The organism is Shewanella sp. SP1S1-7 (genome assembly GCF_031932105.1).
Lineage (GTDB): Bacteria > Pseudomonadota > Gammaproteobacteria > Enterobacterales > Shewanellaceae > Shewanella > Shewanella baltica.
The window spans coordinates 1-24,968 of record NZ_JAUOEU010000007.1 but is presented as its reverse complement, the minus strand read 5'-3'; the positions used below and the strand labels follow the sequence as shown (position 1 = coordinate 24,968).

Sequence of the window (24,968 nt, the reverse complement as noted above, 5' to 3'; positions counted from 1 at the left end):
TATTAAGCTAAACCACAGAATACGGCTAAATCTTCACCTTTTTTGGTCATTCTTAATTCGTCATTACCCGTCATAGTTATATAGTTTTGTTCAACTAATTTACGAATGGCGATATTTATAGATAATTGATTATTCTCACTGCTCACGTACTCTTTTAAACGTTCACTTCTTAGTGAACCGTTTGAAACTAATGCCATAAAAATATCACTCTGAAGTTTATTTGGTAAATGGAAATCTAAACTTTTTGTTTGTTTTTCATCTGACTTTTCACCAGATAAACGTAGTAATGAGATTTCGCTATCATTGAAAACTTTTAATTTACTATTTAAATCTGCGTTTTCACGCTTCATTTCATTACATACTTCAGTTATTTCACTCAGTTCTTTAGTGCTAGTAGAGTGTTTTTCGTTCAACTCATTTAGTTTTCCAGTTAATTCGTGATTCTTTTCTTTTAAAACAGTTGCATGTGCAGTTAATGATTCATTTTGAATTTTACTATCTTCGATCATTTTATCTTTAATACTAATTAAATCGAGAAAGTGCTTCTCTTGTTCAAAAGATACTCTTTTAATCTTTGCGGACTCATCCACACTAAGTAATAACGTCTTTTCAATTTCATTTCTGGCATCTCTTAATTTATTTTGACTTTTCAACCAGTATTTATACATAAACTCAGATGGTATAGGGTACAAAATAATAAATGCTACAGCAGAGATTAAAGGAAAAGCCAGTCCATTTGATAACAAATAACCTAACGGATCCCAACCCGATATTTTAATAACAGAATTACTCGTAATTATGTCTAATTCACTGTATTTGTCATATGGCTTCATAGAAGAAAATAGGACAATTAAAAATTTATAGTTCCATAAACACCAAGATATTATAAAGCCACTAGATAGTGGACTAGAAATTCTGTCATACAAAGTTGCTTTTATTGAATTTGAAAATTGTTCAATCATTCTTTACTCTTAGAAAGATGTTGGTTCATAACATAATAATAACGTTTGTGTTGTGTTTTTTACCAGAACATTTATGTACTTAGTGTAGTTTTTATATTGTTTTTGATCACTTGATTATTGTTCACAAAATAATCCAGCGGCGCTAGCTTTGCTAACACGCTGGGGCTGATACACATTTCTGCAGCCATCATCCTGTGGTCAGCGGCGCGGCTTAGGCGACCACTGCGGATAATGGTTGCGTTACCAAATGCGGGCTTAGTAAGACAGCCACATCTTGTAACGTGTTTGACGCTGTGACAACTCTTCTGCTTTATTTGTTGGCTTTTTTAACGCTGATTACAATTCATATTGATTGATGGGACTTGGCTTTTAATAGTATTAAAATAAAACCTGAATTTAACGAGCCATCCATTGTTAAATTTGCAGAGTGTATGCTTGTAAAAAAGGCATACAGATAACTGGATAGTTGGTTGGATTAAGCATTGGCATGTAAGTGACCGTTGACGGCATGGCCGCTCTTTCATATCTGACCCATAGGGATATGGGAAATGTCACTATGATGTCTGGAACATCATTGACCATGTGATCGCGGCATTTGCACTTCCGTATGCAGCAGATGCCGTCGTCGAGCCCTCATGGATACTTCTTGTGAAATAAAAAGGGTGGCGCGTCACTGGAATGACAGTGCTTAATCATCAGCTTCCGCTGTTATGCCGCAAACGAGCAGCAAACGAATTTAACGAGCCATCCATTGTTAAATTTGCAGAGTGTATGCTTGTAAAAAGGCATACAGATAACAGGAAAATTGGTTGAATACTCACATATTGGTAGACATTTAAGCTGAACAAAAATAGTGGGTTAAGCTCTTATTCTCAATTACAATGCACTATTTTCATTCGCTAAATGCGGCATTAAACGAGCAGGAAATCCAGTATGAATATCCCAATGATTACCGCGCTTCAGAGTGCGATTACCGAAGCGCTCGCGAGTATACCAACCTCTGAGGCGGAGCCTATCTATGCATTGTCTTTCTATATCAACAACGAATATGACGATCCCCGTCTACCTACGCTGACCGTCGGCTATAACACAGTCGACGAGTGGCATGCCTCGATTCCAAAGGCTTCTAGCTCTGACGAAGCAAAATGGAACTATGCCTTCTGGCTTCAAAACGAACTCCTCGTCTTTGGGGATTCTGACTCTCAGACTGCGGATATCTTAGCTCGCTGGGTGGCCGATCTCGGTCTCGGGTACAGTGATGCGGAGGAAGATGTCGATTTTGAGCGCTGCCTTGAGCTCGGTCAGGAGATAACCGAGCAATTTGTTGCCGCAGTATGCGTTGTCGCTTCTACACTCCATTCCAACTTAACCGTTAGTCGCGTTTTCGGTCGTTCGGTACCCATCATAGTTCACGAGCTCGAGTACTATAACGAGATCGCAGATCAGACAGAGGCCTGTAACCCTCCCAGACTCGCCGAAGAGTTTGTTTCTTGGGTGCGCTCAATCTAACGTTAGTTATCAGTTATAGGTGGTAAGGATATAGGGCAGATTGGTTGGCGGCGGTTCAATAAGCCTAATCACATAGCTTAATCACATAAGAAAAAAGGATGCATCGATGAACGATGAGCAATACGAGAAGGGGCTTGAGGTGCGTCGTGCTGTGATGGGCGATAGCTATGTGGATAAGGCGCTCAATAGTGCGACGGATTTTACCCAGCCGCTGCAAGATTTAGTTACGGCGAACTGCTGGGGTGAAGTTTGGGTGCGTGATGCCATTTCAAGGCAAACGCGCAGTTTGATTACCATAGCGACGCTGGCGGCATTAAAGGCGCCGACTGAGTTAAAGGGCCATGTGCGGGGCGCGCTAAACAATGGCTGCTCGGTTGAAGAGATCCAAGAAGTCTTACTGCATTGCACCGTTTACTGCGGTATGCCTGCGGGGATTGAAGCTTTTCGAGCGGCGAAAGAGGCGATTGAGGAGTGGTAGGCGCAACACAGTTAGCTCACTTGGTATTAATCATTTTGAGCGTCAATGGCTGTGAGGTTTAGTGGTTTTAACATTCGCTAGGGGATCTGAGTTACGCGGATTCCCCTAGCGCATGATGGCTACAAACTTGAACAGTCTGCGCTTATTTTTGCAGTTGGGCTTTTGCGGCTTCTACTTTTGAGAAATCCAAACCGAGTTCAAGCACGGCTTCTTTGATCAAGGCTGGTTTCTGCATCACTAGCCCCAGCAGTTGTTGTAATTTTTCGGCTGGGATACCTAATTGACCGAGCGTGCCCATCGCCATTAATGGATTTTCGGTTAATGTTTGAAACAGTTCTTGGATTTTAGCGTCACTGACGTTGTGTTCTTTTAAGATGGCAATAATGGGATTCATTGCATTACCTTGTTGATATGAAAGTTAAACAGGTGCCGATTTTATCACAGTTCTGCCAGAGTGGTTGCCTCACACATGGGTATCCGTTGGATGTTGCCACGCTTTGCCTATGCCATTAAGCGCATTAGATTTTATCCCCAATAAGCTTTACTCTGGTGACGTATTCCCCAAAATCAGCCGATAAAACCTGAGCGACTGTCGTGCATCGTGAGCCGTTGCATTGGATATTGTGGCTTTAGATATTATTGCCTTAGATATCATGGCGCAATGCGATTGGGTAATCGCTGGCTTTTATCATCCCTTAAAAATAGAAAGGAACTGTGGTTATGCTTGATGTTGTCGCGAACCAAGACAAAAGTATTGTGGTTAAACAGTTACGATACGGGCGTGATAATGAGGTGCTAGTCGTCGATGAATGGCAGCTGCACCCTGCTGAACACTGGGCGATTTTCGCGACTGACAGCTATTGCGGTTCCTTGCTCGGGCGAATATTAACGGGTGATATTCTGCCCGATGAAGGGACGATTTCTGGCCTACCGCAACGTATCGGCTGGGTGTCACTTGGGTTGCAGCAAGCATTGCTGGAGCGCGAGTTAGAAAAAGACGAGTTGGATTACGGTTCGAGTGTCGAATCCTTAGTGTTGGAATGCTGCCAAGATGCCAAGCAACTCCCAGCATTATTACAAAAGGTTGGGCTTGAGCCTCTGCGCCGGCGCGGTTTTCGGCAATTATCGACCGGTGAAACACGCCGAGTCATGCTGGCACGTGCGCTGGCAATGTTACCGCAATTGCTGATTTTAGATGACCCTTATGCTGGGCTCGATGCTGAACATCAGGCGAGTTTATCTGAGCTGCTGAGTGAAGTGGCCGAGCATAGCCAGTTGCTGATCATTACCTCTCGCCAAGAAGAATTGCCGCCGTGCATCAGTCATGTGGCGCTGTTTAATGGTGAGATGCTCAAATCGGGGCAGAGTGTGCACAAACTCAGCCCGTCGATGTCGATTGAGCAATGGCACAATCATCCTGTGATGGCGCAGCTGAATGCGTTATCGGCGCAACGTAGCGATGAACTCTTGGCCTTGATGGAGCGGCAAAGGCACAACGCCGAGGCGTTTGATCCTCTGGTCGAGATTAAAAATGGCAGAGTGGAATATGTCAGTGGGCTGATTTTCAGCGGCGTGAATTGGCGCATCGAGGCGGGGCAACATTGGCAAGTTCGCGGCCCAAATGGCTGCGGTAAAAGCACTTTGCTGGGGCTGATTTTAGGCGACCATCCCCAATGCTATAGCAATGACATCACGCTCTTTGGCCGACCTCGCGGAAGCGGCGAGAGTATTTGGCAGATTAAACAACGGATTGGCATAGTATCGTCGGCGCTACACTTGCAATATCGCGTCAGTTGCTCGGCATTAGATGTGCTGCTTTCGGGCTTTTTTGACTCTATTGGCTTGTACCATAAACCCACTAAACCTCAGCTAGATTTGGCGAAGGAATGGTTGGCGATTTTGCACATGACAGGGCTGGCGAGCACCAGCTTTAAGAAGCTCGATTATGGTCAGCAGCGGTTACTGCTGATAGGTCGCGCCTTGATTAAACAGCCACTGTTGCTGATTTTAGATGAGCCGTATCAGGGCTTAGATTTTATCAATCGCACCTTAGTGATGCGGGCGCTGGAGATGATAGCCGAGCATCATCTGAGCCAATTGCTGTACGTGTCGCACCATAGGGAAGATGCCCTACCTGCGATTAAAAACTTTGTCGATTTTATCAAGCAAGATGACGGCTATTCGGTACAGGTGAACTACTGTGAGTCTGAGGATTTCACCCGTTTAAATCCATGAACATCATCAATAACAGCGGCTTAACGGCTGCTTATTTGTTTGCAGAGTTTGTCATTATCCCTCGGCACCACCAATGCAGGTTAAGATTGACCTTACAGGGCGCTAGCCATTGAGTGTGTTAGTCACGCTCAATGGCAATATACCTGTGGCGCGAAAGATTTTCGTATTCCAGTGAAAACTGAGATGCACCACATATCGATAATGATGGTATCGCCCTAGTGTTTAATCCCCCATTCGTCAGACAGCAGTTCTGTTAATTAGTCATGCTTGATATAGGTAACTGTGAGCCGTCTTAAAGTTTTGAATGTCGTTGGCGCGAATAATAGTTTCTGGCCTATGCCAGAAACTCGTGACAGTTTTATGGTTCATCCACTGAACTTATTCATCAAGTCAGTTATCACGCTTGAGAATCCAGAATTATGGACTCCCTTAGCGAGATGAGCCCGAGTGTCACTCGTAGTACCGAAGATGTGCACTAAGACCTAAAACACGATTTCAAGACATATAAGACGACTTAAAGATAAAAACATTTATGCCAAGACCCAAAAAATGCCGTCAATTATCGAGCTGTGTGCCCTGTAGCCTATTTAAGCCTAATGGGATCCCTGCGGTTAAATTAACTCATATTCAATTAGAGGCCGATGAGTTTGAGGCCCTCGAACTGGGTGACGTTAAAAGATTAAGCCAGATCGAAGCCGCGGCCTTGATGGGGATCTCTCGGCAAACCTTTGGATACCTTCTCGCCAATGCCCGTAAAAAGGTGGCGACGGCTATCACTCAAGGTCAAGCCTTGAGGCTGCCAACCCAAACAGACAAGGATTTATCATGATTATTGCCATGCCGATGAGCCGCGAACGCCTCGCCAGTCACTTTACGAAAGCCCTACAAATTGGCTTTTATAATGAACAGTTTCAGCTGATTAAGCTGGTCGATAACCCGGCAATTGAGGGTGACTGTAGTGCTAAAAAAGCCTTATTAGAGCTGATTATTCAACAAGGTACCGACATTGTACTTGTGCAGAATATCGGTGAGCGCATGTTAGGAAAGTTGCTAGATGCGGGGATTAGTGTGAGCAAAGGCAGTGCGAGTCAAACAGTGGTGACTTTACTTGCACAAACGGCGGATCTTAATCTTAGATTGACGGATGCATCCCAAGGCCGCGCTTCACTCAAACATGCAGCCAAGGGCGGATGTTGTCATTCTACAGGTGACGGCTGTGGTTGCAGCGGTAAAGCTAAAGCAGCACCTAGATCAACACGTCTTATGGGCATGCCTGCAGCACAGGTTAAGCTCGATAAGTCAGTGCATTACGCTGGGTTTAGACCCTTGGTAAACAAATAATATCATCGTTTAATTTGGATTATTCCGTCACAGTTAAAGCGTAGGGGCGGGCAAGCGCCCCTCGAATATCCGCTAACGAAAACACCTTGGAAAACCGTCCAAAGGTTTTGCCATAAAACACACATTCCACCACCGGCAAGGCAAATACATTGCGGCTCGCCGCTATCTCACCTTGGGCTTGGCAATCAATATAGGCCATCCGCATCAGCGGGAACGCTTGCGCCAACATCTCTGCAATTCTCGGTTTGAGCGTTTGGCACACACCGCAGTCCGGCGCACCAAATAACAACAGCACCGCCGCATGCTCAGTTAACATGGACTCAAGCATCTCAGGTGAATCAATGTGCATGATGATGTCGGTGTGCATACGTTGCCATTTGGAAGTTGTTATGGGTATGAATTCATGGGTGTCGCATCGCTAACTGCACCACTGGCGCTCGCAGGGAATGCCATCATCGTCACCATCCATTTGAGTATTGGGGCAATTTTGGATGTAGAAAGTCGCCTCAGCACAGGAACTCATGTGGCTGCAATGGGTTTTACCCGCTTCACATTGGAAACTTGGTGTTGCCGTTGCTTGTGTTCGCGCTTTAGTTTCATACATGGGCATTGGCTGAATGTCTTCATTCGTGAGGACAGGTACTTCATCGATTGCAGGAGCTTCGTTGAATTCTTGGTATTGTTTAAAGCCAAAGATAACTATGGCCACGATGATTAGCAGCGGGATTATCGTATTAAAGGACGATTTTCGTGAGTTATGGTGATGCGCTTTGTCTTTGTTATTGAAGTTGAAGTTTTCATTGCGTGATTGGACATGAGAGTGGGAGCGCGGTGTTACACTCGCTGCAACGACAGCGACGCCTTCAATTGAGGCGATAACCGCTTTTCTCTTGCCATCATTTTGCACTTCCGTTTGATACAGAATGCTGTCGCCCACTATGGGTTTTCTCGCCATCTTTTTCAGCACTGAAATGTGAATAAACACATCTTGGGCTGCGTTTTTTTCAGGCTGAATAAAGCCAAATCCCTTTTCATCGTTCCAGCGTACCAGTACGCCTCTATCCATGAGCATTTTCTATGTCCTTAATTTAACCGCTTAATATTTTTAGTTATTGAATATCAATACTTACTTGAGTCGCTCCGATTTATCTTTTTTAAGGAGCAAACCGTACTTAGGTTGACGAATCGGCTATTCAATGTTGGCAGCTAAGTTACTCAAGCAAAGGAAGTTTTGCAATTTTTTATCTTGAATTTGCTTATGTGTGACTCATTCGCATTGAGTGTATGGCGGTGGGGAAATGTGAGCACTTAGCAGGAACGGTTGGCATTTTTGTAAATTCAATACAAACAATAGATTGCATTAATAATAAATAAAGTGATCAAAAAATGCGCATGAAAACTTGCAATTTTACTGTGTGCTACATAGTATTTGCTGTGTGGCACACAGTGTGTGTGACACAGTGTTAAGGACAGGAATTCGACAATGACAAGTTCACAGCTAGTCAAAATGCGACTCGAGTTGCGCCGTGGGGTATTAGTGTTGGCGGTACTGGGATTATTAAAACAAGCCCACTATGGTTATTCGCTCCGCAAACAGTTGCAGGAAGGTGGTATTGATATTGACGAAGGGACTCTGTATCCCTTAGTGCGCCGCCTAGCCGATCAAGGATTGTTGGATAGTGAGTGGCGACAGGCCGAAGGGCGTGAGCGTCGTTATTACCAATTGTCGTCATTGGGCGCTGAGTTGCTCAGTCAACTTACCGATGAATGGCAGCAACTTAATGGCGCCTTGGCTTTTTTACTGGAGCAAAGCGCTGACACTAATGGCTCTGATATGAAAAGCTCAGACGAGAGTGCAGAGGAGATTTGATATGGAATTAGTCGATCGCTATATCGCCGCGGTGCAGCGAGAATTGCCTGAGAACAAACGTCAGGAAATAGGCCGTGAATTAAAAGCCAATATCTGCGACCAATTGGATGCCCTATCTGAACAAGGTGAATTGACTGAAGCGCAAATTGTCGCGGTATTAAAGCAAATGGGTCATCCCTGTAAGGTCGCGCAGCAATTTGTTCCGGCAGTGCCTATTATTGCCTCTGAGGATATTCCGCTTTTTAAACATACACTTTTCACTGTGCTTGGGGTCTTGTTTGTGCTGCAGGTTGTGGGCGGCACGACTCAATGGTTGGGCTCTGCAGAGGGGGACCTATTAGGATTTATCCACCATATTGCCAAAGGTTTTATCGGCGATGCCTGTCTTGCCTTTACCGCTATCCTGTTGGCCTTTTGGAGTTTCTCGGCTCAGGGGAAACCCCTATCTGGCAGCAATTGCCAAAAATGGCAGCCGCAGAATTTGCCTAAGGTTGGGCCCGGTTGGCAGCATATTAGTTTAAGCGATGTGTTTACCGATCTGGCGACATATCTTTTTCTCTTGCTTGTGATCTGGTGTTCTGTGTGGATGAGTAGCGAGCAATTAGCCGCGCGGACTGTGATTTTCAGCGCCAATGCTCAGCAATTGTTGCAATGGTTTAGCCCTATTATTTTACTGTCTATGGCGAATAGTCTCTGGCAACTACGCCGCCGAGTGTGGACTACTGAATTGTTACTGACGAATATGGGGATCAATCTTGCTTATGCCTCGTTCTTAGTCTTTCTGGCCTTTGGTTCGCCACTATTACAAAACCAAGTACAAAACCAAGGCGCTGAATTAAATGGGGAATTTACGTTATTACAGTTAGAACATTGGCTAAGTTATAGTCTAGTGATTGCCGCTATGTTCCCTGGCTATGAGGTGATTCGCGATGGGTTGCGTTGGCGTAAACTCGCAAGCAAATAAGTAAGGTTTAACCTAGGTTTTGTAGGTGAGTTTTATGCGCTTTTTCATCGAATACATGGCCTGTTCAGTATGATTGAACAGGCTTTTTGCATCTGTGCCGTTTTCTGGATAAATCGCCAAACCGACGCTGACACCGATATGGATTTGATGACCATTGATAGTGTAGGGTGCGCAAATAGCTTGGCTTATCTGAGGGATCAGTTGGCCGATTCTGTGGGTATTGGCAAGGTGTTCCAGCAGGATCACAAACTCATCGCCTCCGAGGCGAGTGATGGTATCCATTTGGCGAATCCCAGATGAAAGCCGTTTCGCGACTTCCTGTAATAGTTTATCTCCCACATCGTGACCAAACTGGTCATTCACTGGCTTAAAGTTATCTAAGTCTAAGAAAAGGATTGCAAAAATATCATCAGACCGTTGGGCGTGCACTATGGCTTGTTCAAGTTTAGTGTGGAATAACACACGATTAGGCAGGTTAGTCAGGGCATCGTGATGGGCGATATGACGCAGATATTCCTCCTCTGCCTTACGTTCGGCAATGTCGGTAATCACAATGACAAAATGAGTCAGGCGGTCATGCTCATTGCGCACTGTATTGATGCGCACACTGAGCGGCAGTAAGTCGCCCGTTTTAACTTGTTTGAGTAATTCCCCCTGCCATTGCTCGCCCTGTTGTAGCAGATTTAGCATGGCTTGGCGGGCGTCATCACTATTGTGCCCGTCATTGAGGAAGTCGTTGGCATCGCCGTGTAAATCCTGTTGGGTAAAACCTGTAACATGGGTAAAGGCTTGATTAATAGAGATAATGCTTAGCAGGGGATCGGTGATCATTATGCCGTCTGTGCTGGCATTAAAAACGGTTGCCGCGAGTCTGAGTTTATCTTCGGCCTGCTTACTGGCGGTGAGGTCCATAAAGTAAGCTACGCCTTCATGTTTGCTGCCATTCAAAAAGCTCGCCGCTAGCATCACTGGCACTAAGACGCCATTCTTGCTGATAAGTTGTTTTTCATATTGCTGGCAACGGCCAAACTGTTCTAACTCTGTAATCGCAATGGCATCACGTGTTTCATATTCAGGCGGGGTAATTGAGCGCCAGTTGATTAAGCCTGAAGTTAAATCCGCACGGTCAAAATTGAGCATCTGGAGAAAATGATCATTGGCATCATGTATGGTGCCATCGAGTTGCCATGAAATGATCCCGATAGTGTCGGAGTTTTTCAGGCTAGTGAAGCGAGATTCGCTTATCTGTAACAACCGCTCGGATCTGGCGATGTTACGAATGATCTGCCGACTGGCGAAGATCCCAATACTGATAAACAGCAATAGGGCACCAAGGCTAATTAACCAAGTCATTTGCTTGACCCAGCGCGCGCCTTCACTGAGCACAGCTGAAAATTCAATTTCTAGGCTGAGCAATTCTTCATTGGCATCAATCAATTGCTGGCGATATTGTGCGAGGACTTCGGGCCTAGCACCAAGCTGATTGATTTCAATGCGAATATTTTCGGCGAGTTGCACCACAAACTCGAAGCGTTGATCGGCTAAGCCCCACAACTGAATGGCTTGCTGCATATAATGATTGGATTGAAAGTGTCGGAAAAACCAGATCATTGAGTCGGTATCCCGTTCTTCATTGAGGCCCTGAATAAAACCCTGTTTGGCGGCTTGTTCATCAATGGGTGTGGCGAGTAGGGCTTGTCTAGCTCGATGATCGCCTTCCATGACGCTCGTCGCTGCACGATAACGCTGAAAGTCCACATCATTTTGGGTGTGTGAATAGTGGGTGAGATAAAGTACCGCATCTTTTTGCGCTTTAGCCCATAAGCCTTCACCACGGACATAGGTGCGTACACCATCAAATATATTGCCTTGAATATACACTAGGGCGACGAGCGCGATGCAGATCCCTACGAACATGCTGATGATTAATAAAACCTTAGCAACCGTTGAACGAGTTCGTTGCCGTAACCTAGCTAAGGTGCGTGCGAACTGAGTCCCCATCCTTATGCTCCACTGCCAGTACAGCAATACCACTTCAGAGTGGGCAGCTTAGGGAGAAGGGGTAAATCGATTTGTCTGCAATTTTTGAGGACTATTTTGCTATTCATCTGTTCCTTAGGTTGATTGTTCCACATGCTAAATCTAAATACCGTTTGGTTGTGGGTCAGCCTCTTTGTTGGGCAATACACTGCCAGTTCATTCATGTTCTGTCAGTTAAGCCATATATGTCAGCGACATACTTTAGATAACACTAAAACGCTTTGAAATTAAGTCAATGAAATAATTGAAACAAGATTGGCGATGCCGATTAAGTTATTGTGGGGCATCGCCATCATTCACTGCATCATTAAGTGATTTTTTTGCCTGCTGTTTATAGGTTTCAAATATGCCTTCTTGCTTCATCTGTTTTAACTCTCGAGCAAGATTAACGGCGAGTGCCGCGTGACGTTTATTCAAGTAACCATAGCTAGTGAGTTCTTCTAGGGTGGCAATCGCGCTGATCTCGCTACCTTGAAACTCTGGCGTTTGTAATAGATCCAATGAGCTTGCTTCTGTATCAATATAGATATCAATTCGGTTGCGGAGCATTTTACGAAAAGAGCTCACTGGGGATGAGGATTCAGTCAGGCGCTCCTCTGGAATGAGTCCCTTTAGCTTTTGTTCTGCGAGGAACACGCCTCGATAGTATTCGATCTTATATCGACTCTTTTGCAGTGCTTGCCAGTTGGTAATCTTGATGTTGGGATTATGTGCGAAGGCAATTAAATGAGTATCGACAACCGATTCTTCGATGCGAATGAGGTTAGTAAATTTTTCACCATAATGAAATACGCGTCCCGGTTCACCATCCACTTTTCCAGAGTCTGCCATCATACTGGCGCGGGCAGCGGGAACCACTTGATAGGAGAAGCCATAGCCTAAGCGTTCAAAGGCTTGGGTGTATATCAGCTCAGCCCATTTAAAGTAAAAGTTGTGTTTGGGGTCCTCATAAAACGCCATGGTAATAATAGGTTTAGCTGCAAGCGCCGTTGTAGTTTCTGCTGTGGATTTACAGATCGCAGGAACTGAGAAACAAAAGAATAGGACTATCACCCCCCAAAAAATGCGCATATTGCTCCGTCGCTGCATAGCCTGTCCCTAAACGTGTTGAGTTATCTAGAGTATAGCTAGCCTAATAAATGGGTTCATTTTTATTCAAGTTAAATCACTCGTTTCCATGAACTCGCATCAATAGGGTGTTGAAATGTGATCTGCTGGCGGACATTTTGTCCTTTTGCCTTTAAAAATGTGCGATACAACACATAGAATTAACATTTGCCTGTATTTTGCTGTTTTTTTACTCATCAGAGTTTGAGCTCGATCGGCTTTTTCCGTGTGAATTAGGCGTTAAATCGGCGTCATCTATTACTTGTACTAGGAAATAAGGGATGAAGTCTGGACGTGAAGTACCAGGAATACGGTTATCAAAACTTTGGTTATCAATGGCATGGTTATTACCTCTCTGTAGTTTATCCAGCGTGGTTATGGCTGATGCGGCGACTGACAATATTGAACGCCTTGAGGTGCGCGGCAGGCAGATTAATACCTTAGGCCATAGCACCTCGGCATCTGAGGGGATAGTCGGCGCGGCTGAAATTGAGAGTCGACCACTATTGCGCACGGGGGAAATCCTCGAATTTGTGCCAGGTATGATAGTCACTCAGCACAGCGGCTCGGGTAAGGCGAATCAGTATTTTCTACGCGGCTTTAACTTGGACCATGGCACTGACTTTAATACCCGCGTCGACGGTATGCCGGTGAATATGCGCACCCATGGGCATGGTCAAGGTTATACCGACCTTAACTTTTTGATCCCTGAACTTATCGGTGAGATCCGTTATGCCAAAGGGGCTTATTATCCTGAGGTGGCCGATTTTTCCGGTGCGGGTGCCGCCCAATTGCTGCTGGCCGATCAATTGCCCCACAACCAAGTGGGCGTGACTTTTGGGGAATATGGTTACCAGCGGCTTGTGGCGACGCAGGAGTTAAACACTGATATGGGGCGGTTTATTCTTGGCGGTGAAGTACAAGCCTATGATGGTCCGTGGACGGATATTGATGAGGATGTGAGTAAAGTCAGTTTGGTGGGGCGTTATTTAACTCGGCTCGGTGAGGGTGACTTGAGCGTGACTATGATGGCCTATGACAACAGCTGGAATTCGGCGGATCAGATCCCCGCCCGCGCGGTAGATTCTGGATTAATCGATTTTTACGGCTCGTTAGATAAAGACGTCGGCGGTGATTCAAGCCGCTATAGCGTGTCTGCCAATTACGATGCGGGCGATTTGCAGGGAAATGTGTATGCCATTCGCTCGACCATGAATTTATTCTCTAATTTTACCTACTTCTTAAACGACCCCGTTAATGGTGATGAGTTTGAACAAGTCGATGAGCGTACGCTTTGGGGTGGCGATCTGAAACGCGACTGGCAGACTTACCTTGGCGGCACTCAACTGAATTACAGTGTGGGCGGCGATGTACGTTATGACGATATTGGCGCAGTGGGTTTGTATAACACTAAGGCGCGACAACGGCTGAATACCGTCAGGCTCGATGACGTGCAAGAGTTGTCGAGCGGTATATTTGGCAAAGTGGAGTGGCTGCCCGTAGAGCAATGGCGCTTCAACCTTGGGCTGCGTTACGACTATTTTGATGTGCAGGTCGACAGTGATAATCCACTGAACAGTGGCGATGCGTCCGATGGTATGTTCAGTCTTAAGGCGGGCGCTTCCTATTTGTGGAGCGATAATCTTGAGTTATATGTGAATGCAGGCCAAGGGCTACATTCGAACGATGCCCGTGGTGCGACCATTAGCGTCGATCCCGTGAGTGGCGATGAGGTCGAGAAAGTCGATCTGCTCGTGCGCTCCAATGGCGGCGAATTTGGGGTGAAATATTATGATAGGGACTTTATCAATTTCTCCGCCGCGCTTTGGTATCTGCAATTAGACTCAGAACTCGTGTTTGTCGGCGATGCAGGTAACACTGAACCGAGTCGCGCATCTGAACGTTATGGTGCTGAATTAACGGCTTATTATTGGCTGAATGATGCCATCAGTATCGATATGGAGTTGGCTTGGACCAATGCTAGATTTACTGAAAATGAACTCGAAGAGGGCAAGTATATCGATGGCGCGGTTCCTTTTGTTGCCAGTGCGGGCATTACCTATCGACCCGACGGCGATGGCCTGTATTCGAGTGTACGCGTGCGCCACCTTGGCGAGCGGGTGCTCGACAGTTTCAATGATCACAAGGCCGATGCGACCACATTAGTTAACCTCGCGCTAGGATACGAGTTCCGCCGCTTCGACACTAAGCTTGAGCTACTCAATGTGTTCGATAGTAAAGATCACGACATAGATTACTTCTATGAATCACGCTTACTTAGTGAAGCCGCCGAAGGGGTAGAAGATCAGCATTATCATCCTGTTGAGCCACGTATGGTGAGAGTGAGCGTGAGTTACCATTTCTAAGATTACCCCATCCTTTGATCAGTTTGGCCACCATGCTGGTGGTCAAACTTAACGTCTGGCATATTGTTAGTTGAAATAAATCTGACACTTAGCTGCAATAAAATCGCCATCCAAATCACGCTTATTCGTCACATAAATGCCTGAAAATCGGGTCGCCTCTACAGGGAATACCCTCATACACTCAATAATAAATCGGTGATGAACGTGATGAATATTAAACGGATCGCTGCAGCTATCTCCTGCAGCTTAATGACGGTTGTGGCTCATGCTGCAGTCCTACCCGCAACACAAACAGACAGCCAGTGGTTTAAAGACAGTGCGGCAAATGTGGTGGCTAAAGCCCAAGTCGACACTAAAAAAACCGCTAAAAATGTGATTTTATTTGTCGGTGACGGCATGAGTATTTCGACGCTAACGGCAGCCCGTATTCTGCAAGGGCAGGATAAAGCTGACAATCAAGGCGGCGAAGAAAACTTCTTAAGTTTCGAGCAGTTCCCCCACACGGCGTTAGTGAAAACTTATAACACTAACCAACAAACGCCAGATTCTGCGGGCACTATGACGGCCATGGCGACAGGCGTTAAAACCAAGGCGGGTATTATCTCTATTTCAGATACCAGCTTACGTGGTAACTGTTTGTCTTCAAAAGGCAATGAACTTGTTTCACTGGTCGACCTTGCTAATGCCAAAGGATTATCAACTGGCATAGTCACTACGGCGCGTTTAACGCACGCTACGCCAGCGGCAACCTATGCCAAAACCCCTGAGCGCGATTGGGAAGGCGATTTCAACTTACCTGCCGAAGCGGTTGCGAACGGTTGTACCGACATCGCAAGCCAATTGGTGATGCGCGATGAAGCCAATTCGTTAACTGTGGCATTAGGTGGCGGCCGTAGCTACTTCCTACCCACAACAGTGAAAGATGGCGAGAACAAAGCCGGTAAACGTAAAGACGGTAAAGACTTAACCAAAGCTTGGGTCGATAATTTCAGCAAATCTGCTTACGTGTGGGACAAAAAAGGCTTCGACGCCATTGATGCTGCCAACACAGATCATTTACTCGGCCTATTCAATCCATCACACATGGAATACGAAGCAGACCGCGCTGATGACGTAGGTGGTGAGCCATCACTAACTGAAATGACCGCTAAATCCCTCGATATTTTGAAGAAGAACGACAAAGGCTACTTGCTGATCGTTGAATCTGGCCGTATCGACCATGGTCATCATGCGGGCAATGCGAGCCGCGCGTTGACCGATGCGGTTGAATTATCTAATGCAGTGAAAGCGGCAATGGATGCGACGAGCAGCGACGATACTTTGATCATGGTAACAGCGGACCACAGCCATGTGTTCACTATCGCAGGCTACCCAAAACGCGGTAACCCTATCTTAGGTTTAGTGCATAACGTCGATGGCACGTTAGCGACAGCGAATGACAACAAGCCTTACACCACGCTGGCTTATACCAACGGCCCAGGTGCTGTGGTGGGTGTGCGTGACGACTTAACCTCAGTCGATACGCAAGATAAAGATTTTATGCAACAAGCGCTTATCCCAATGGAAAGTGAGACTCACGCCGGTGAAGACATCAGCTTACATGCCAGAGGTCCAGGTTCGAATCTGGTTCAGGGCGTGATTGAGCAGAACGTGATCTTCCACATTATCAACCAAGCGCAGCAGCTTGGCGGCACTAAGTACTAATCCCGAATTAGTTACTGAGTCCTCACTTTTGGAGCAAAAAATGAATAAGAAATTACTAGTAGTCGCGATTTCAGCCATGCTGGGTTTAGCCGCATGCGGTAGCGATGGTGATAATGGTGCCGCGGGCACTCCGGGTAGCAATGGATCAAATGGGTCTAACGGTAGCAACGGTAAAGACTGGACTGCTGTGAATCAGTGGTATGTCGATGCACAAGCTCGCGTGACCAAAGCCGAAGGCTTAACGGTTAACAATGATGTTGGCGCCGCTAAAAACGTGATCCTGTTTGTGGGTGACGGTATGGGTGTATCGACCATTACTGCTGCACGTATTTTAGAAGGCCAGCTAAAAGGCAAAACGGGTGAAGAAAACTCGTTATCTTTCGAAACTCTACCGTATGTGGGTCTTTCTAAAACCTATAACGTCGACGGCCAAACGCCCGATTCTGCAGGCACTATGTCGGCGATGATGACAGGTGTAAAAACCGACGTGGGTGTGATTTCACAGGCCGAAGGCGTAGTACGTGCTAACTGTGCCTCGACTAAAGATCAAAATCTGGTGACATCACTTGAGCTTGCCGCAATGGCGGGAATGGCGACTGGCGTGGTAACGACTGCGCGTTTAACCCACGCAACTCCAGCGGCGACTTACGCCCATGTGCCAGAACGTGATTGGGAAGCCGATTCAAACCTACCAGCAGAAGCTGTGACTAATGGCTGTAAAGATATCGCCGCGCAAATGCTCGACTTTAACTACGGCAGCGGTCTTAACGTGATGATGGGTGGCGGTCGCCGCGCCTTTATTCCTAAGACGACCGTAGATCCAGAAGGTAAAGCCGGTAAGCGTAACGATGGTCGCGATCTCACAGCTGAGTGGATGAACAAATACACTAACGCCGCTTACGTGCAAGATAGGGACGGTTTCCTCAGTGTTGATGCAGCAAGCACAGATCATTTGCTTGGCCTATTCAACTCATCGCACATGGAATACGACTACGATCGTAAAGAAGCTGGCGTGACTGGCGAGCCATCACTGGCTGAAATGACGGCTAAGTCGATTGATATTCTGAAGAAAAACTCAAAAGGCTTCGTGCTGATTGTTGAAGCTGGCCGTATCGACCACGCTCACCATGCGGGTAATGCGGCGCGTGCGCTGTATGACACAATGGCATTGTCTGAAGCGGTACGTGTGGCGATGGAAAAAACCTCGGCAAACGATACCTTGTTAATGGTCACTGCGGATCACAGCCATGTGTTCACCATTGCAGGTTATCCAACTCGCGGTAACCCTATCCTAGGTTTAGTGAAGTCGAACGACGCCAACGGCGTTGCTGAAGTGACTAACTCTACCGATGCTAACGGTTTGCCATATACCACAGTCGGTTACGCTAACGGCATGGGTTATGCGTCATTAGCAACAGGTGGCGATGAGCGTTACAACTTCCCAGTGGACGCTGGTCGTAAGGACTTGAACTTTGTTGATACCCAAAGTGCCGGATTCCATCAAGAAGCGCTAGTGCCATTAAGCGATGAGACCCATGCTGGGGAAGACGTGGCGATTTTCGCCCGCGGCCCAAGTTCGGATCTTATCCAAGGTACGGTTGAGCAGAACCACATTTTCCACGTGATGAACCGCGCGGCAAATTTAGTGGCTAAAGCTGAAGCGGCTGCCGTTAAGTAAGACTTGCTTAGTCTCTGCATAGTGAAGTAAGAAATAGTGAAGTAAGAAATAGTGCAGTAATAGTTAAGTAAAAGCAGTGCTGATGGGTGGCATATGTCATCCATCGGCCTTTAGCCTAACGATTTAACATCCCAAAGCGTTTACAAAAGCTTAAGTGTTTACCCTGTTCAGCAAGTGAGAAGTCTAATGAAAAACCGCCTATTGGCTTTAATGTTATCCAGCTTAGTTTTGCCAAATGCTGCTATGGCAGCGCAAGAGGCTCAGTGTCCAACGCTACAAGCCGAGCATTTAAAGGCTCAATATCAAGTGACCAATGGCAAGGGCCAGCAATGGCAAATGACCCTCATCCGTAATGGACAAGACTTTATTATTCAGCGTGATGGTTCAACATTTGAAGAATGGTCGAGCAATGGCGAGTACGTGCGTTATTTCCCCGCTGAAAAACGTTCTGTGACTTACCGCAAAGGTGATTTGCGCGCACTCAACATTCAACACGATCGCGACCAGTTGTACCATGTAGTATCGCCAGCATTGCCGACCCACATGGCCAAGACACAAGCTAAGCAAGAGGCGTGTTTTGCGACTCAAGGCTTTGAAGGTAAGGTTAACGGTTTAGAGAGTGAGCTTGTTTGGATTGATGCCATCGGCCTGCCCGCTGAGTTTATCTTAGGTCAATCTCAACCTAATCTAGCCTACAAGCTGGTGGGCGTAGAGCCATTTGATAGCGATGCGTTTGTAGTATTAACCCAAGATTATCAAGATATTGATTTTGCCGATGTCGGCGACAGTGAGTCCGATCCTTTTATCGCTAAGATGATCAACCAAGGCTTTATCGAGCATGGCAGCAGCGGTTTTTACAACAGCGAAGGCCAAGCGATTGAAGCCCAAGGCGGACACGGCAGTCATTCGCATTAGTCGATATTAAGTGTAAGTGATACTGACGAGCCTAGCGCTTAACTTAAGCATCACCTTATTTATAAGCGCCCACAGAGTTGGGCGTTTTTGTTTTTCTTCAGCGCGAATCTATGCGCACATTCCATCAAACCATATGGCTGCAATAATTTACTATTCCCGCGCTGACAATGAAGGCTAGAATGAACCTCAGTGGATTTGAGTTTCCCCAGTTTTTATGCTGATTTATAGGTAATAGCCGCGAGCGATGAGCACAGCAACACCGATTGAAAACATTAACTATTGGCGTCATCCCAGCTTATCAGGCATAGAACTGAGTCAGGCGGAATTCACGCATTTCAGCTTTGATAAACATGTGCATCTGGATTACCACTTAGGTGTGGTCACCCAAGGTGCGCAGCAGTTTGTGAATAAGGGCAGCAGTTATCAACTCGGTCAGCACAGTCTATCGACCTTAAATCCCGACGAAACCCACGATGGCCAGAGCCGCGATGCCGACGGTTATCGGGTGAAAGTGATGTCGATCCCCGTGGAATACATGAATGAAGTCAGTCAAGAACTGGGGTTGAAGGAACACTTCTTCAGCGCGCCTATGGTGGATGACCCAACGCTTTATCAATATTTTATTCAGCTACACGAGCTATTGATCCAAGGCCAATGCAGTGCGCTCGCGGGCGAATCCCACTTACTGAACTTTATTCATCTGCTGCTGGAGCGTTACCCAAGCGGCGTGTCATCTGGCATATCTAAACTGAATCCACAGCTGGGGTTATCTAAGTTACAGGTAAGCTTAGTCAAGCAGCGAATTCACGATGAGCCTTGGCATAATACTCAGCTTGAAACCTTAGCCAATGAAGTGAGCTTAAGTAAGTTTCAGTTTTTACGGCAATTTAAACAGGCAACAGGGATGACACCCCATGCGTATCTCAAGCGGGTGCGTTTAGAGTTGGCGAAAAAATCCTTAAGCCATGGCGCTTTAGTGGCGGATGTGGCGCAGCAATTCGGATTTTTCGATCAGAGCCATTTAAATAAAGCCTTTAAGCAGGCATTCCTATTATCGCCGGTGCAATTTCAGCGGCGCATGCTCTAGTTTTTCCGTCTTTCGACGACTGCCGATTCGAATAAAACAGAATAGTGCAATTTATTACAATTCAGTCCGGCGACAAATGGCCATACTGGCCGCCTCAGTTATCGTTTATCACCTTTTTTGCGGAGCCGTATCTCTATGGATTTATCTTTATTACTCACCTTGGCCGTGATCCACACGGTTGCTTTAATCAGCCCCGGACCCGATTTCGCTATTATGGTGAAGATTGCCACTCAGCAGCCTAGAGGCACGGCAATTGCCGCAGCCGTGGGGATTTCAATGGCCATTTTAGCCCACACGATTTTGAGCCTAACTGGCGTGAGTCTACTCATTAAGAGTTCGCACACTCTGTATTTATTGGTGCAAATCGTGGGCGCGTCTTACCTCGCTTGGATGGGGTTTGGTGCCCTGCGTGCCGGTCTTGCGATACTCGCTAAACGTAAAGCGAGTGCCAGTACAAATGCTGGGACAAAGGTTGATGCTCTTTCTGCTGACGTTGAATGCGCGGCGTCTATTGCTGGTGGCTTAGGTGGCGCTATGTCGCGCAGGCAAGGTTTTTTGACTGGGCTTTATACCAATCTATTGAATCCCAAAGCATTGGTGTTTTTCTTAACCCTGTTTTCGGCCTTGATTACTCCAAGCGTTACCACTAGCACTAAAATCGCTGCCGCTACCTTGTTGCTATCGCTGTCGCTAGCATGGTTTGGCTTTGTGGCTGTGATGTTATCTAAGGCGCAGGTGCAACTTAAATTGCAGCGACTGACACCGATTATCGATGCAATTATTGGGGTTATCTTTATGTCGGTCGCGCTGGCGATTTACGCTAACCTGTTGCTGACGGTTTAGTCAGGCATTGCGTCAATCAGCTTAGGTTTTTGTCCTGTGTACTTATGTTATTCTTCGCTTTGGGTCTCAGCAGAGATGTTTGGATATAAGGGATAAATATGTCACTCGCCTCACCATTAAAGGCAATAAAAACCGCTGTTTTCGACCAAGCTAAATTGATGCAAATTCTATGTTATGCCGCTTTGATATTCGGTGCTATGGGGTTAAGTAGCGCAGTGAATGCGGCCGACGAGGCATTACCAAAGGAATATATTCCTCTGGTGCAAGGGCTTATCGATGCGGCCAAAGCGAATGCTCCAGAAGCCATTGCTAAGCGAGTGGCTTACCCACTTAAACGTGAATATCCTATCCCAGCGATTCAAAATACTCAGGAAATGGTTGCACGTTTCAACCAAGTCTTCGATCCACAGCTGCTTGAGCAGATTGCTCATTCTAAGGTTGAAGCCGATTGGCAGACTATGGGGTGGCGCGGCATTATGCTCGGCAGCGGTGTGGTGTGGCTGGATTTTGACGGCAAGATTATTGGCATTAACGCTCAAACACCCGCAGAAGCAACGTTGAAGGCAGAGCTTATCGCTAAGCAAAAAACGGGATTACATGCGAGCGTGAGAGAGTTCGTGAGCCCTGAATTAACTTGGGAAACCGCTAAGTTTACTATTCGTGTCGATAATATGGGCAACAACCAATATCGTTATGCCGCTTGGGCAAAGGGTAAGTCATTGAGCGAAAAGCCAGATCTAGTGCTGAATAAAGGCAAACTCGTATTCGATGGTAGCGGTGGGAATCATTCATACCAATTTCGCAGCGGCCCATACCAGTATCACTGTTATGTCACCGTCTTAGGCACCAGTGATAGCCCTCCAGGCGAGCTAGTGGTGTTTAACAATGACCAAGAAATACTAAAACAAGCCGTCATCAAAGCAGACTAGTCTCGTTTCCCTATCCCTATGAGTGAGATGTAAAGCAGTGACCTAGGTTAATGGGCGCTGCTTTAATCATCTATGTTTTAGAAGGTCACTGTTGTAACAATGCTAATCTTAACTAACCCTCTAGCTGTTCGTTCAGCTAAAAACTACTGTCCCAAAGCAAGATAATTGTATCGTCAGATGTGCAGCATTTATTGTCATTTTTTCCCCTGTGACTCGCCATAAACTCGTCCCTGAGGGCTCGACGACGGCATCCATGCCGCCAACGGTCACAGCTGCAACAATGCCAATCTTAACTAACCCTATCACTGTTCGTTTAGCTAAAAAAGCTATTGCCCCCAAAGTGTGTTTCGCAGTTCAAAAGGGGAATAGGCCAAGTAAAGCTTTACCTATAGATAAGTTGATGGTTCGACTTAGAAGTTATGTATCCCATCTTTTAGTAGTTTGAATGCTTTAATCAAAATCAAAATCAAAATCAAAATCAAAATCAAAATCAAAATCAAAATCAAAGTCGTGGGGCTTCACCCCACACCCGACCAAGGAGGACTGCTCGTTCTATCCTCCTTGGATGCTCCAAGACGCCCCTAACGGAGTTGAAAGCCCCTTGAGCATTTAGCGTCCTTGATTAGACTGACGCTATCTCGGCATATATGGACCCATCCGGTTTGCAAGACATTCGATAGCGATTTTGAGAAGAGTTCATTGCACCCATATATTCGGCCTGTTATTGAGGTATGCCTCTGGCCCTGATGGATATCTGCTTCTACTGTCCTTATCATCCTTGCGGCTTCATTATGAGCCTATGCCGAGCTAAGGTTTTCAGTAGATCAGTCTGACTGTCTCATCATCAATTCAAGTGTCTTAGCAACTTGCTGGTTGGTTAATTATTAACGTTTATTGAATCTATTCAGCACTATACTGGAAGTCGATATTCTTCGTCATGCGCCGCGATAACCCATGCCATTCTGGCGAGTTTATTGGCGACGGCTACACAGGCTCGGTTAAAACCTCGGCGTTCTGCTAACTGGATTGCCCAGCAACTAAATTTATCCTGTTTATGACAACTGTGCTGTAACACAGCTCTGGCGCCGTGGATGAACAGGGTACGTAAGTAAGCATTTCCCCGCTTGCTTATTCCAAGGAGGTTATCTTTACCTCCACTGCTGTGTTGCTTGGGAACCAAGCCACACCAAGCTGAAAAGTGTCTACCATTACTGAAATCTTTACCATCACCTGCGGCGGCATAAAAGGCGGTAGCGGTGACTGGACCAATACCTGGGATAGTTTCTAAACGCTGGCAAATCACATTGTTCTTAGTTTCAGTGAGCACTTGAACGTTACAACCCTTAAGCCGTTTTTCTATATCACTAAACTCTTCATATAACTGATAAAAAATGGCCCGACCTTTGGTAGTCAGCGCATTGGTTTCATCCGCTAAAATATCTGGAAACTGTACTTTAAAAGCCGATTTACTTTTGGTTATCACAATGCCGTATTCCGCTAACATCCCTCTGACTTGATTGATTAAGGCGGTTGATTGTTTGTTTAAACGCTCACGCATACGGTGAAGCAGTTGTACATCTTGTTGCGCGACGCCTTTGGGTTTTACAAACCGCATGTTGGGTCGCTGCGCAGCTTCAGCGATGGCTAGCGCATCGTTGTAGTCATTTTTATTACCTTGCCGAAAAGGCACCACAAATTGAGGTGCGATCAACTTGCCAGCTTTATCGACGCCAACAGCATGAAAAACAGACTTTGCGATATCTAAACCAATTGTAGTAATCTTCATAAGTGGACCCGTCCTCTTTCTGATGAGTTTTAGCGACTACATCGTGGCCCATTGTGAGGCCGATTTAAAGTGGATGGGTCCATTCCATTATCCATGGCAAGACTCACGCAATTTGTCTATTCGCCCAGCGGCAACTCCGAGGGGAGGTGTATTCCTTGGAGTTTTGAGTCGTTAGATAGCTATTCATCAGCAAAAAAATAAGCGTAAAAGAACGAGAAAGGTAAAACGATATCAAGTGATTACCCATCAAACTGTATAAAAAACCGCTACCGCAAAAAAGCAAATTCCTATAGCATTATTTATACCAATTGAATGGATGTGGCAGCGGCCATATTTGAGATTTAGTAAACAAGCGATTTATGCCCTGCAAACAGCGCAGCGTATAAATACTAATACGTTAAGGCCCTAATGAGAAATTTCCGTAATCTGTCTAAAAATGAAAATGAAGAACTTTCTAGAAAGTTTTCATTTCTGTTGAAGTACAACGAAGATTGTACCGCAGAGGATTTTAGCTGTGCAGCGGTAACAGTATTTGATCATTGGCTATATGAAACTGACTCTTTAAGTATTATTGCTGATGCAACTGATGATCAGATAAGAGCTTGGAATGGAATCATCAAAAGGTTTTTGACCCAGCTTGTTGAGTTGGAAAAATCGCTTAAATATAAGTACATTGGCCGAAATTTTAAGCAAAAGTTGCAGTTTTCGCGTTTTGTTGGCAGCGATGACTTAGGCTTATATATTTCAAACCTGTTTGATGCTGTTTATACAACCAATTTAGTATTTGTGCGCTTAGGTGTTGAACTTTGGTTCGAGGACAACTGGACAATTCACTTTAAATATAAAAATCAGAAGGATTGTTTGGAAATGTTCGAGTTGATCGCTAGTCTAGGGTTGTATATTTTACCAGCCTATTCAGCAGATCATCTAAATAATTACGAGACTCTGTCAGCATACTTGCGTAGCCAGGGCCTTAACAAGTTACTTCATAGGACTGCTACCGCAGCCGTTGAGTAAAGCGTTGAACTAAGCCGCTGCGCGGAGCTTAACTGCGATTTAGTGGAATGATTAAGCCTGCTCGAATCAGCTAGACTTAAAAAAGGTGCGATGGAGCACAACCATGACAAAGGATTATCAATGAAATACGCAGAAAG

The 24,968-nt window shown here is 45.8% G+C and carries 22 protein-coding genes; 15 read left to right on the top strand and 7 right to left on the bottom strand.

The window, feature by feature from the left end; genetic code table 11:
• Positions 1 to 2 precede the first annotated feature (2 nt).
• On the bottom strand, positions 3 to 962 hold the full coding sequence (locus tag Q4Q49_RS07700; RefSeq protein ID WP_311988870.1) for a hypothetical protein: 960 nt from the start codon (positions 960 to 962) through the stop codon (positions 3 to 5).
• A 933-nt stretch (positions 963 to 1,895) separates the two neighbouring features.
• On the opposite strand from Q4Q49_RS07700, the gene Q4Q49_RS07695 reads away from it, so the two are divergent.
• Entirely contained in the window at positions 1,896 to 2,471 is a 576-nt protein-coding gene (locus tag Q4Q49_RS07695; RefSeq protein WP_311999038.1) for a hypothetical protein, read from the top strand.
• A 106-nt stretch (positions 2,472 to 2,577) separates the two neighbouring features.
• On the top strand, positions 2,578 to 2,949 hold the full coding sequence (locus Q4Q49_RS07690; RefSeq protein WP_311999037.1) for a carboxymuconolactone decarboxylase family protein: 372 nt from the start codon (positions 2,578 to 2,580) through the stop codon (positions 2,947 to 2,949).
• A gap of 142 nt (positions 2,950 to 3,091) precedes the next feature.
• Here Q4Q49_RS07690 and Q4Q49_RS07685 read toward each other — a convergent pair whose 3' ends face one another.
• Entirely contained in the window at positions 3,092 to 3,343 is a 252-nt protein-coding gene (locus tag Q4Q49_RS07685; RefSeq protein ID WP_006083102.1) for a DUF2999 family protein, read from the bottom strand.
• Positions 3,344 to 3,669: 326 nt separating this feature from the next.
• Here Q4Q49_RS07685 and Q4Q49_RS07680 point away from each other — a divergent pair, with 326 nt between their 5' ends.
• The 3 genes from Q4Q49_RS07680 to Q4Q49_RS07670 all read left to right on the top strand — a co-directional run bounded on the left by Q4Q49_RS07680 (position 3,670) and on the right by Q4Q49_RS07670 (position 6,525).
• Entirely contained in the window at positions 3,670 to 5,184 is a 1,515-nt protein-coding gene (locus Q4Q49_RS07680) for an ATP-binding cassette domain-containing protein (RefSeq protein WP_311988412.1), read from the top strand.
• Between the two features lie 532 nt (positions 5,185 to 5,716).
• Entirely contained in the window at positions 5,717 to 6,013 is a 297-nt protein-coding gene (locus tag Q4Q49_RS07675) for a DUF134 domain-containing protein (RefSeq protein WP_012088215.1), read from the top strand.
• Positions 6,010 to 6,525: a NifB/NifX family molybdenum-iron cluster-binding protein gene (locus Q4Q49_RS07670; protein WP_311988413.1), complete on the top strand. Its 516-nt coding sequence runs from the start codon at positions 6,010 to 6,012 to the stop codon at positions 6,523 to 6,525. Before Q4Q49_RS07675 ends, Q4Q49_RS07670 begins: the two co-directional genes overlap by 4 nt.
• A 19-nt stretch (positions 6,526 to 6,544) precedes the next feature.
• Here the strand turns inward: Q4Q49_RS07670 and Q4Q49_RS07665 are convergent, their stop codons facing one another.
• Both Q4Q49_RS07665 and Q4Q49_RS07660 read right to left on the bottom strand, forming a co-directional pair.
• Positions 6,545 to 6,892 (bottom strand): co-chaperone YbbN, encoded by a 348-nt coding sequence (locus tag Q4Q49_RS07665; protein ID WP_263200635.1) that lies wholly within the window; start codon positions 6,890 to 6,892, stop codon positions 6,545 to 6,547.
• Positions 6,893 to 6,943: 51 nt separating this feature from the next.
• The gene (locus tag Q4Q49_RS07660; RefSeq protein ID WP_263200634.1) at positions 6,944 to 7,597 is read right to left on the bottom strand and encodes an excalibur calcium-binding domain-containing protein; all 654 of its coding nucleotides are present in this window, start codon (positions 7,595 to 7,597) and stop codon (positions 6,944 to 6,946) included.
• Positions 7,598 to 8,008: 411 nt separating this feature from the next.
• Between Q4Q49_RS07660 and Q4Q49_RS07655 the strand changes: the two genes are divergently transcribed.
• Entirely contained in the window at positions 8,009 to 8,395 is a 387-nt protein-coding gene (locus tag Q4Q49_RS07655; protein WP_105251375.1) for a PadR family transcriptional regulator, read from the top strand.
• A 1-nt stretch (position 8,396) separates the two neighbouring features.
• On the top strand, positions 8,397 to 9,359 hold the full coding sequence (locus Q4Q49_RS07650; protein WP_306684525.1) for a hypothetical protein: 963 nt from the start codon (positions 8,397 to 8,399) through the stop codon (positions 9,357 to 9,359).
• Positions 9,360 to 9,371: 12 nt separating this feature from the next.
• Here Q4Q49_RS07650 and Q4Q49_RS07645 read toward each other — a convergent pair whose 3' ends face one another.
• Together Q4Q49_RS07645 and Q4Q49_RS07640 are read right to left on the bottom strand one after the other, a co-directional pair.
• On the bottom strand, positions 9,372 to 11,360 hold the full coding sequence (locus tag Q4Q49_RS07645) for a diguanylate cyclase domain-containing protein (RefSeq protein WP_311999036.1): 1,989 nt from the start codon (positions 11,358 to 11,360) through the stop codon (positions 9,372 to 9,374).
• A gap of 312 nt (positions 11,361 to 11,672) precedes the next feature.
• The gene (locus Q4Q49_RS07640) at positions 11,673 to 12,488 is read right to left on the bottom strand and encodes a hypothetical protein (protein WP_311999035.1); all 816 of its coding nucleotides are present in this window, start codon (positions 12,486 to 12,488) and stop codon (positions 11,673 to 11,675) included.
• A gap of 353 nt (positions 12,489 to 12,841) precedes the next feature.
• Between Q4Q49_RS07640 and Q4Q49_RS07635 the strand changes: the two genes are divergently transcribed.
• From Q4Q49_RS07635 to Q4Q49_RS07605, 7 genes are all read left to right on the top strand, one after another.
• Positions 12,842 to 14,872: a TonB-dependent receptor gene (locus Q4Q49_RS07635; RefSeq protein WP_261272432.1), complete on the top strand. Its 2,031-nt coding sequence runs from the start codon at positions 12,842 to 12,844 to the stop codon at positions 14,870 to 14,872.
• A 207-nt stretch (positions 14,873 to 15,079) separates the two neighbouring features.
• The gene (locus Q4Q49_RS07630) at positions 15,080 to 16,576 is read left to right on the top strand and encodes an alkaline phosphatase (protein ID WP_011847836.1); all 1,497 of its coding nucleotides are present in this window, start codon (positions 15,080 to 15,082) and stop codon (positions 16,574 to 16,576) included.
• 40 nt (positions 16,577 to 16,616) lie between these two features.
• Positions 16,617 to 18,254: an alkaline phosphatase gene (locus Q4Q49_RS07625; protein ID WP_311999034.1), complete on the top strand. Its 1,638-nt coding sequence runs from the start codon at positions 16,617 to 16,619 to the stop codon at positions 18,252 to 18,254.
• Between the two features lie 186 nt (positions 18,255 to 18,440).
• Positions 18,441 to 19,169 carry a hypothetical protein gene (locus tag Q4Q49_RS07620; protein WP_311999033.1) on the top strand — a complete coding sequence of 243 codons (729 nt, stop codon included), beginning with the start codon at positions 18,441 to 18,443 and terminating at the stop codon, positions 19,167 to 19,169.
• A gap of 244 nt (positions 19,170 to 19,413) precedes the next feature.
• Complete coding sequence (locus tag Q4Q49_RS07615) at positions 19,414 to 20,256, top strand: AraC family transcriptional regulator (RefSeq protein WP_126491158.1); 843 nt, start codon at positions 19,414 to 19,416, stop codon at positions 20,254 to 20,256.
• Positions 20,257 to 20,391: 135 nt separating this feature from the next.
• Positions 20,392 to 21,099, top strand: a complete 708-nt coding sequence (locus tag Q4Q49_RS07610; RefSeq protein WP_311999032.1) for a LysE family transporter — start codon at positions 20,392 to 20,394, stop codon at positions 21,097 to 21,099.
• Positions 21,100 to 21,197: 98 nt separating this feature from the next.
• Positions 21,198 to 22,028, top strand: a complete 831-nt coding sequence (locus Q4Q49_RS07605; RefSeq protein ID WP_311999031.1) for a hypothetical protein — start codon at positions 21,198 to 21,200, stop codon at positions 22,026 to 22,028.
• A gap of 910 nt (positions 22,029 to 22,938) precedes the next feature.
• Here the strand turns inward: Q4Q49_RS07605 and Q4Q49_RS07600 are convergent.
• Positions 22,939 to 23,814, bottom strand: a complete 876-nt coding sequence (locus Q4Q49_RS07600) for an IS110 family transposase (RefSeq protein WP_311999030.1) — start codon at positions 23,812 to 23,814, stop codon at positions 22,939 to 22,941.
• Positions 23,815 to 24,222: 408 nt separating this feature from the next.
• Here Q4Q49_RS07600 and Q4Q49_RS07595 point away from each other — a divergent pair, with 408 nt between their 5' ends.
• Positions 24,223 to 24,831, top strand: coding sequence for a hypothetical protein (locus tag Q4Q49_RS07595; protein ID WP_311999029.1), 609 nt, complete (start codon positions 24,223 to 24,225; stop codon positions 24,829 to 24,831).
• The last annotated feature ends 137 nt before the right edge of the window (positions 24,832 to 24,968 follow it).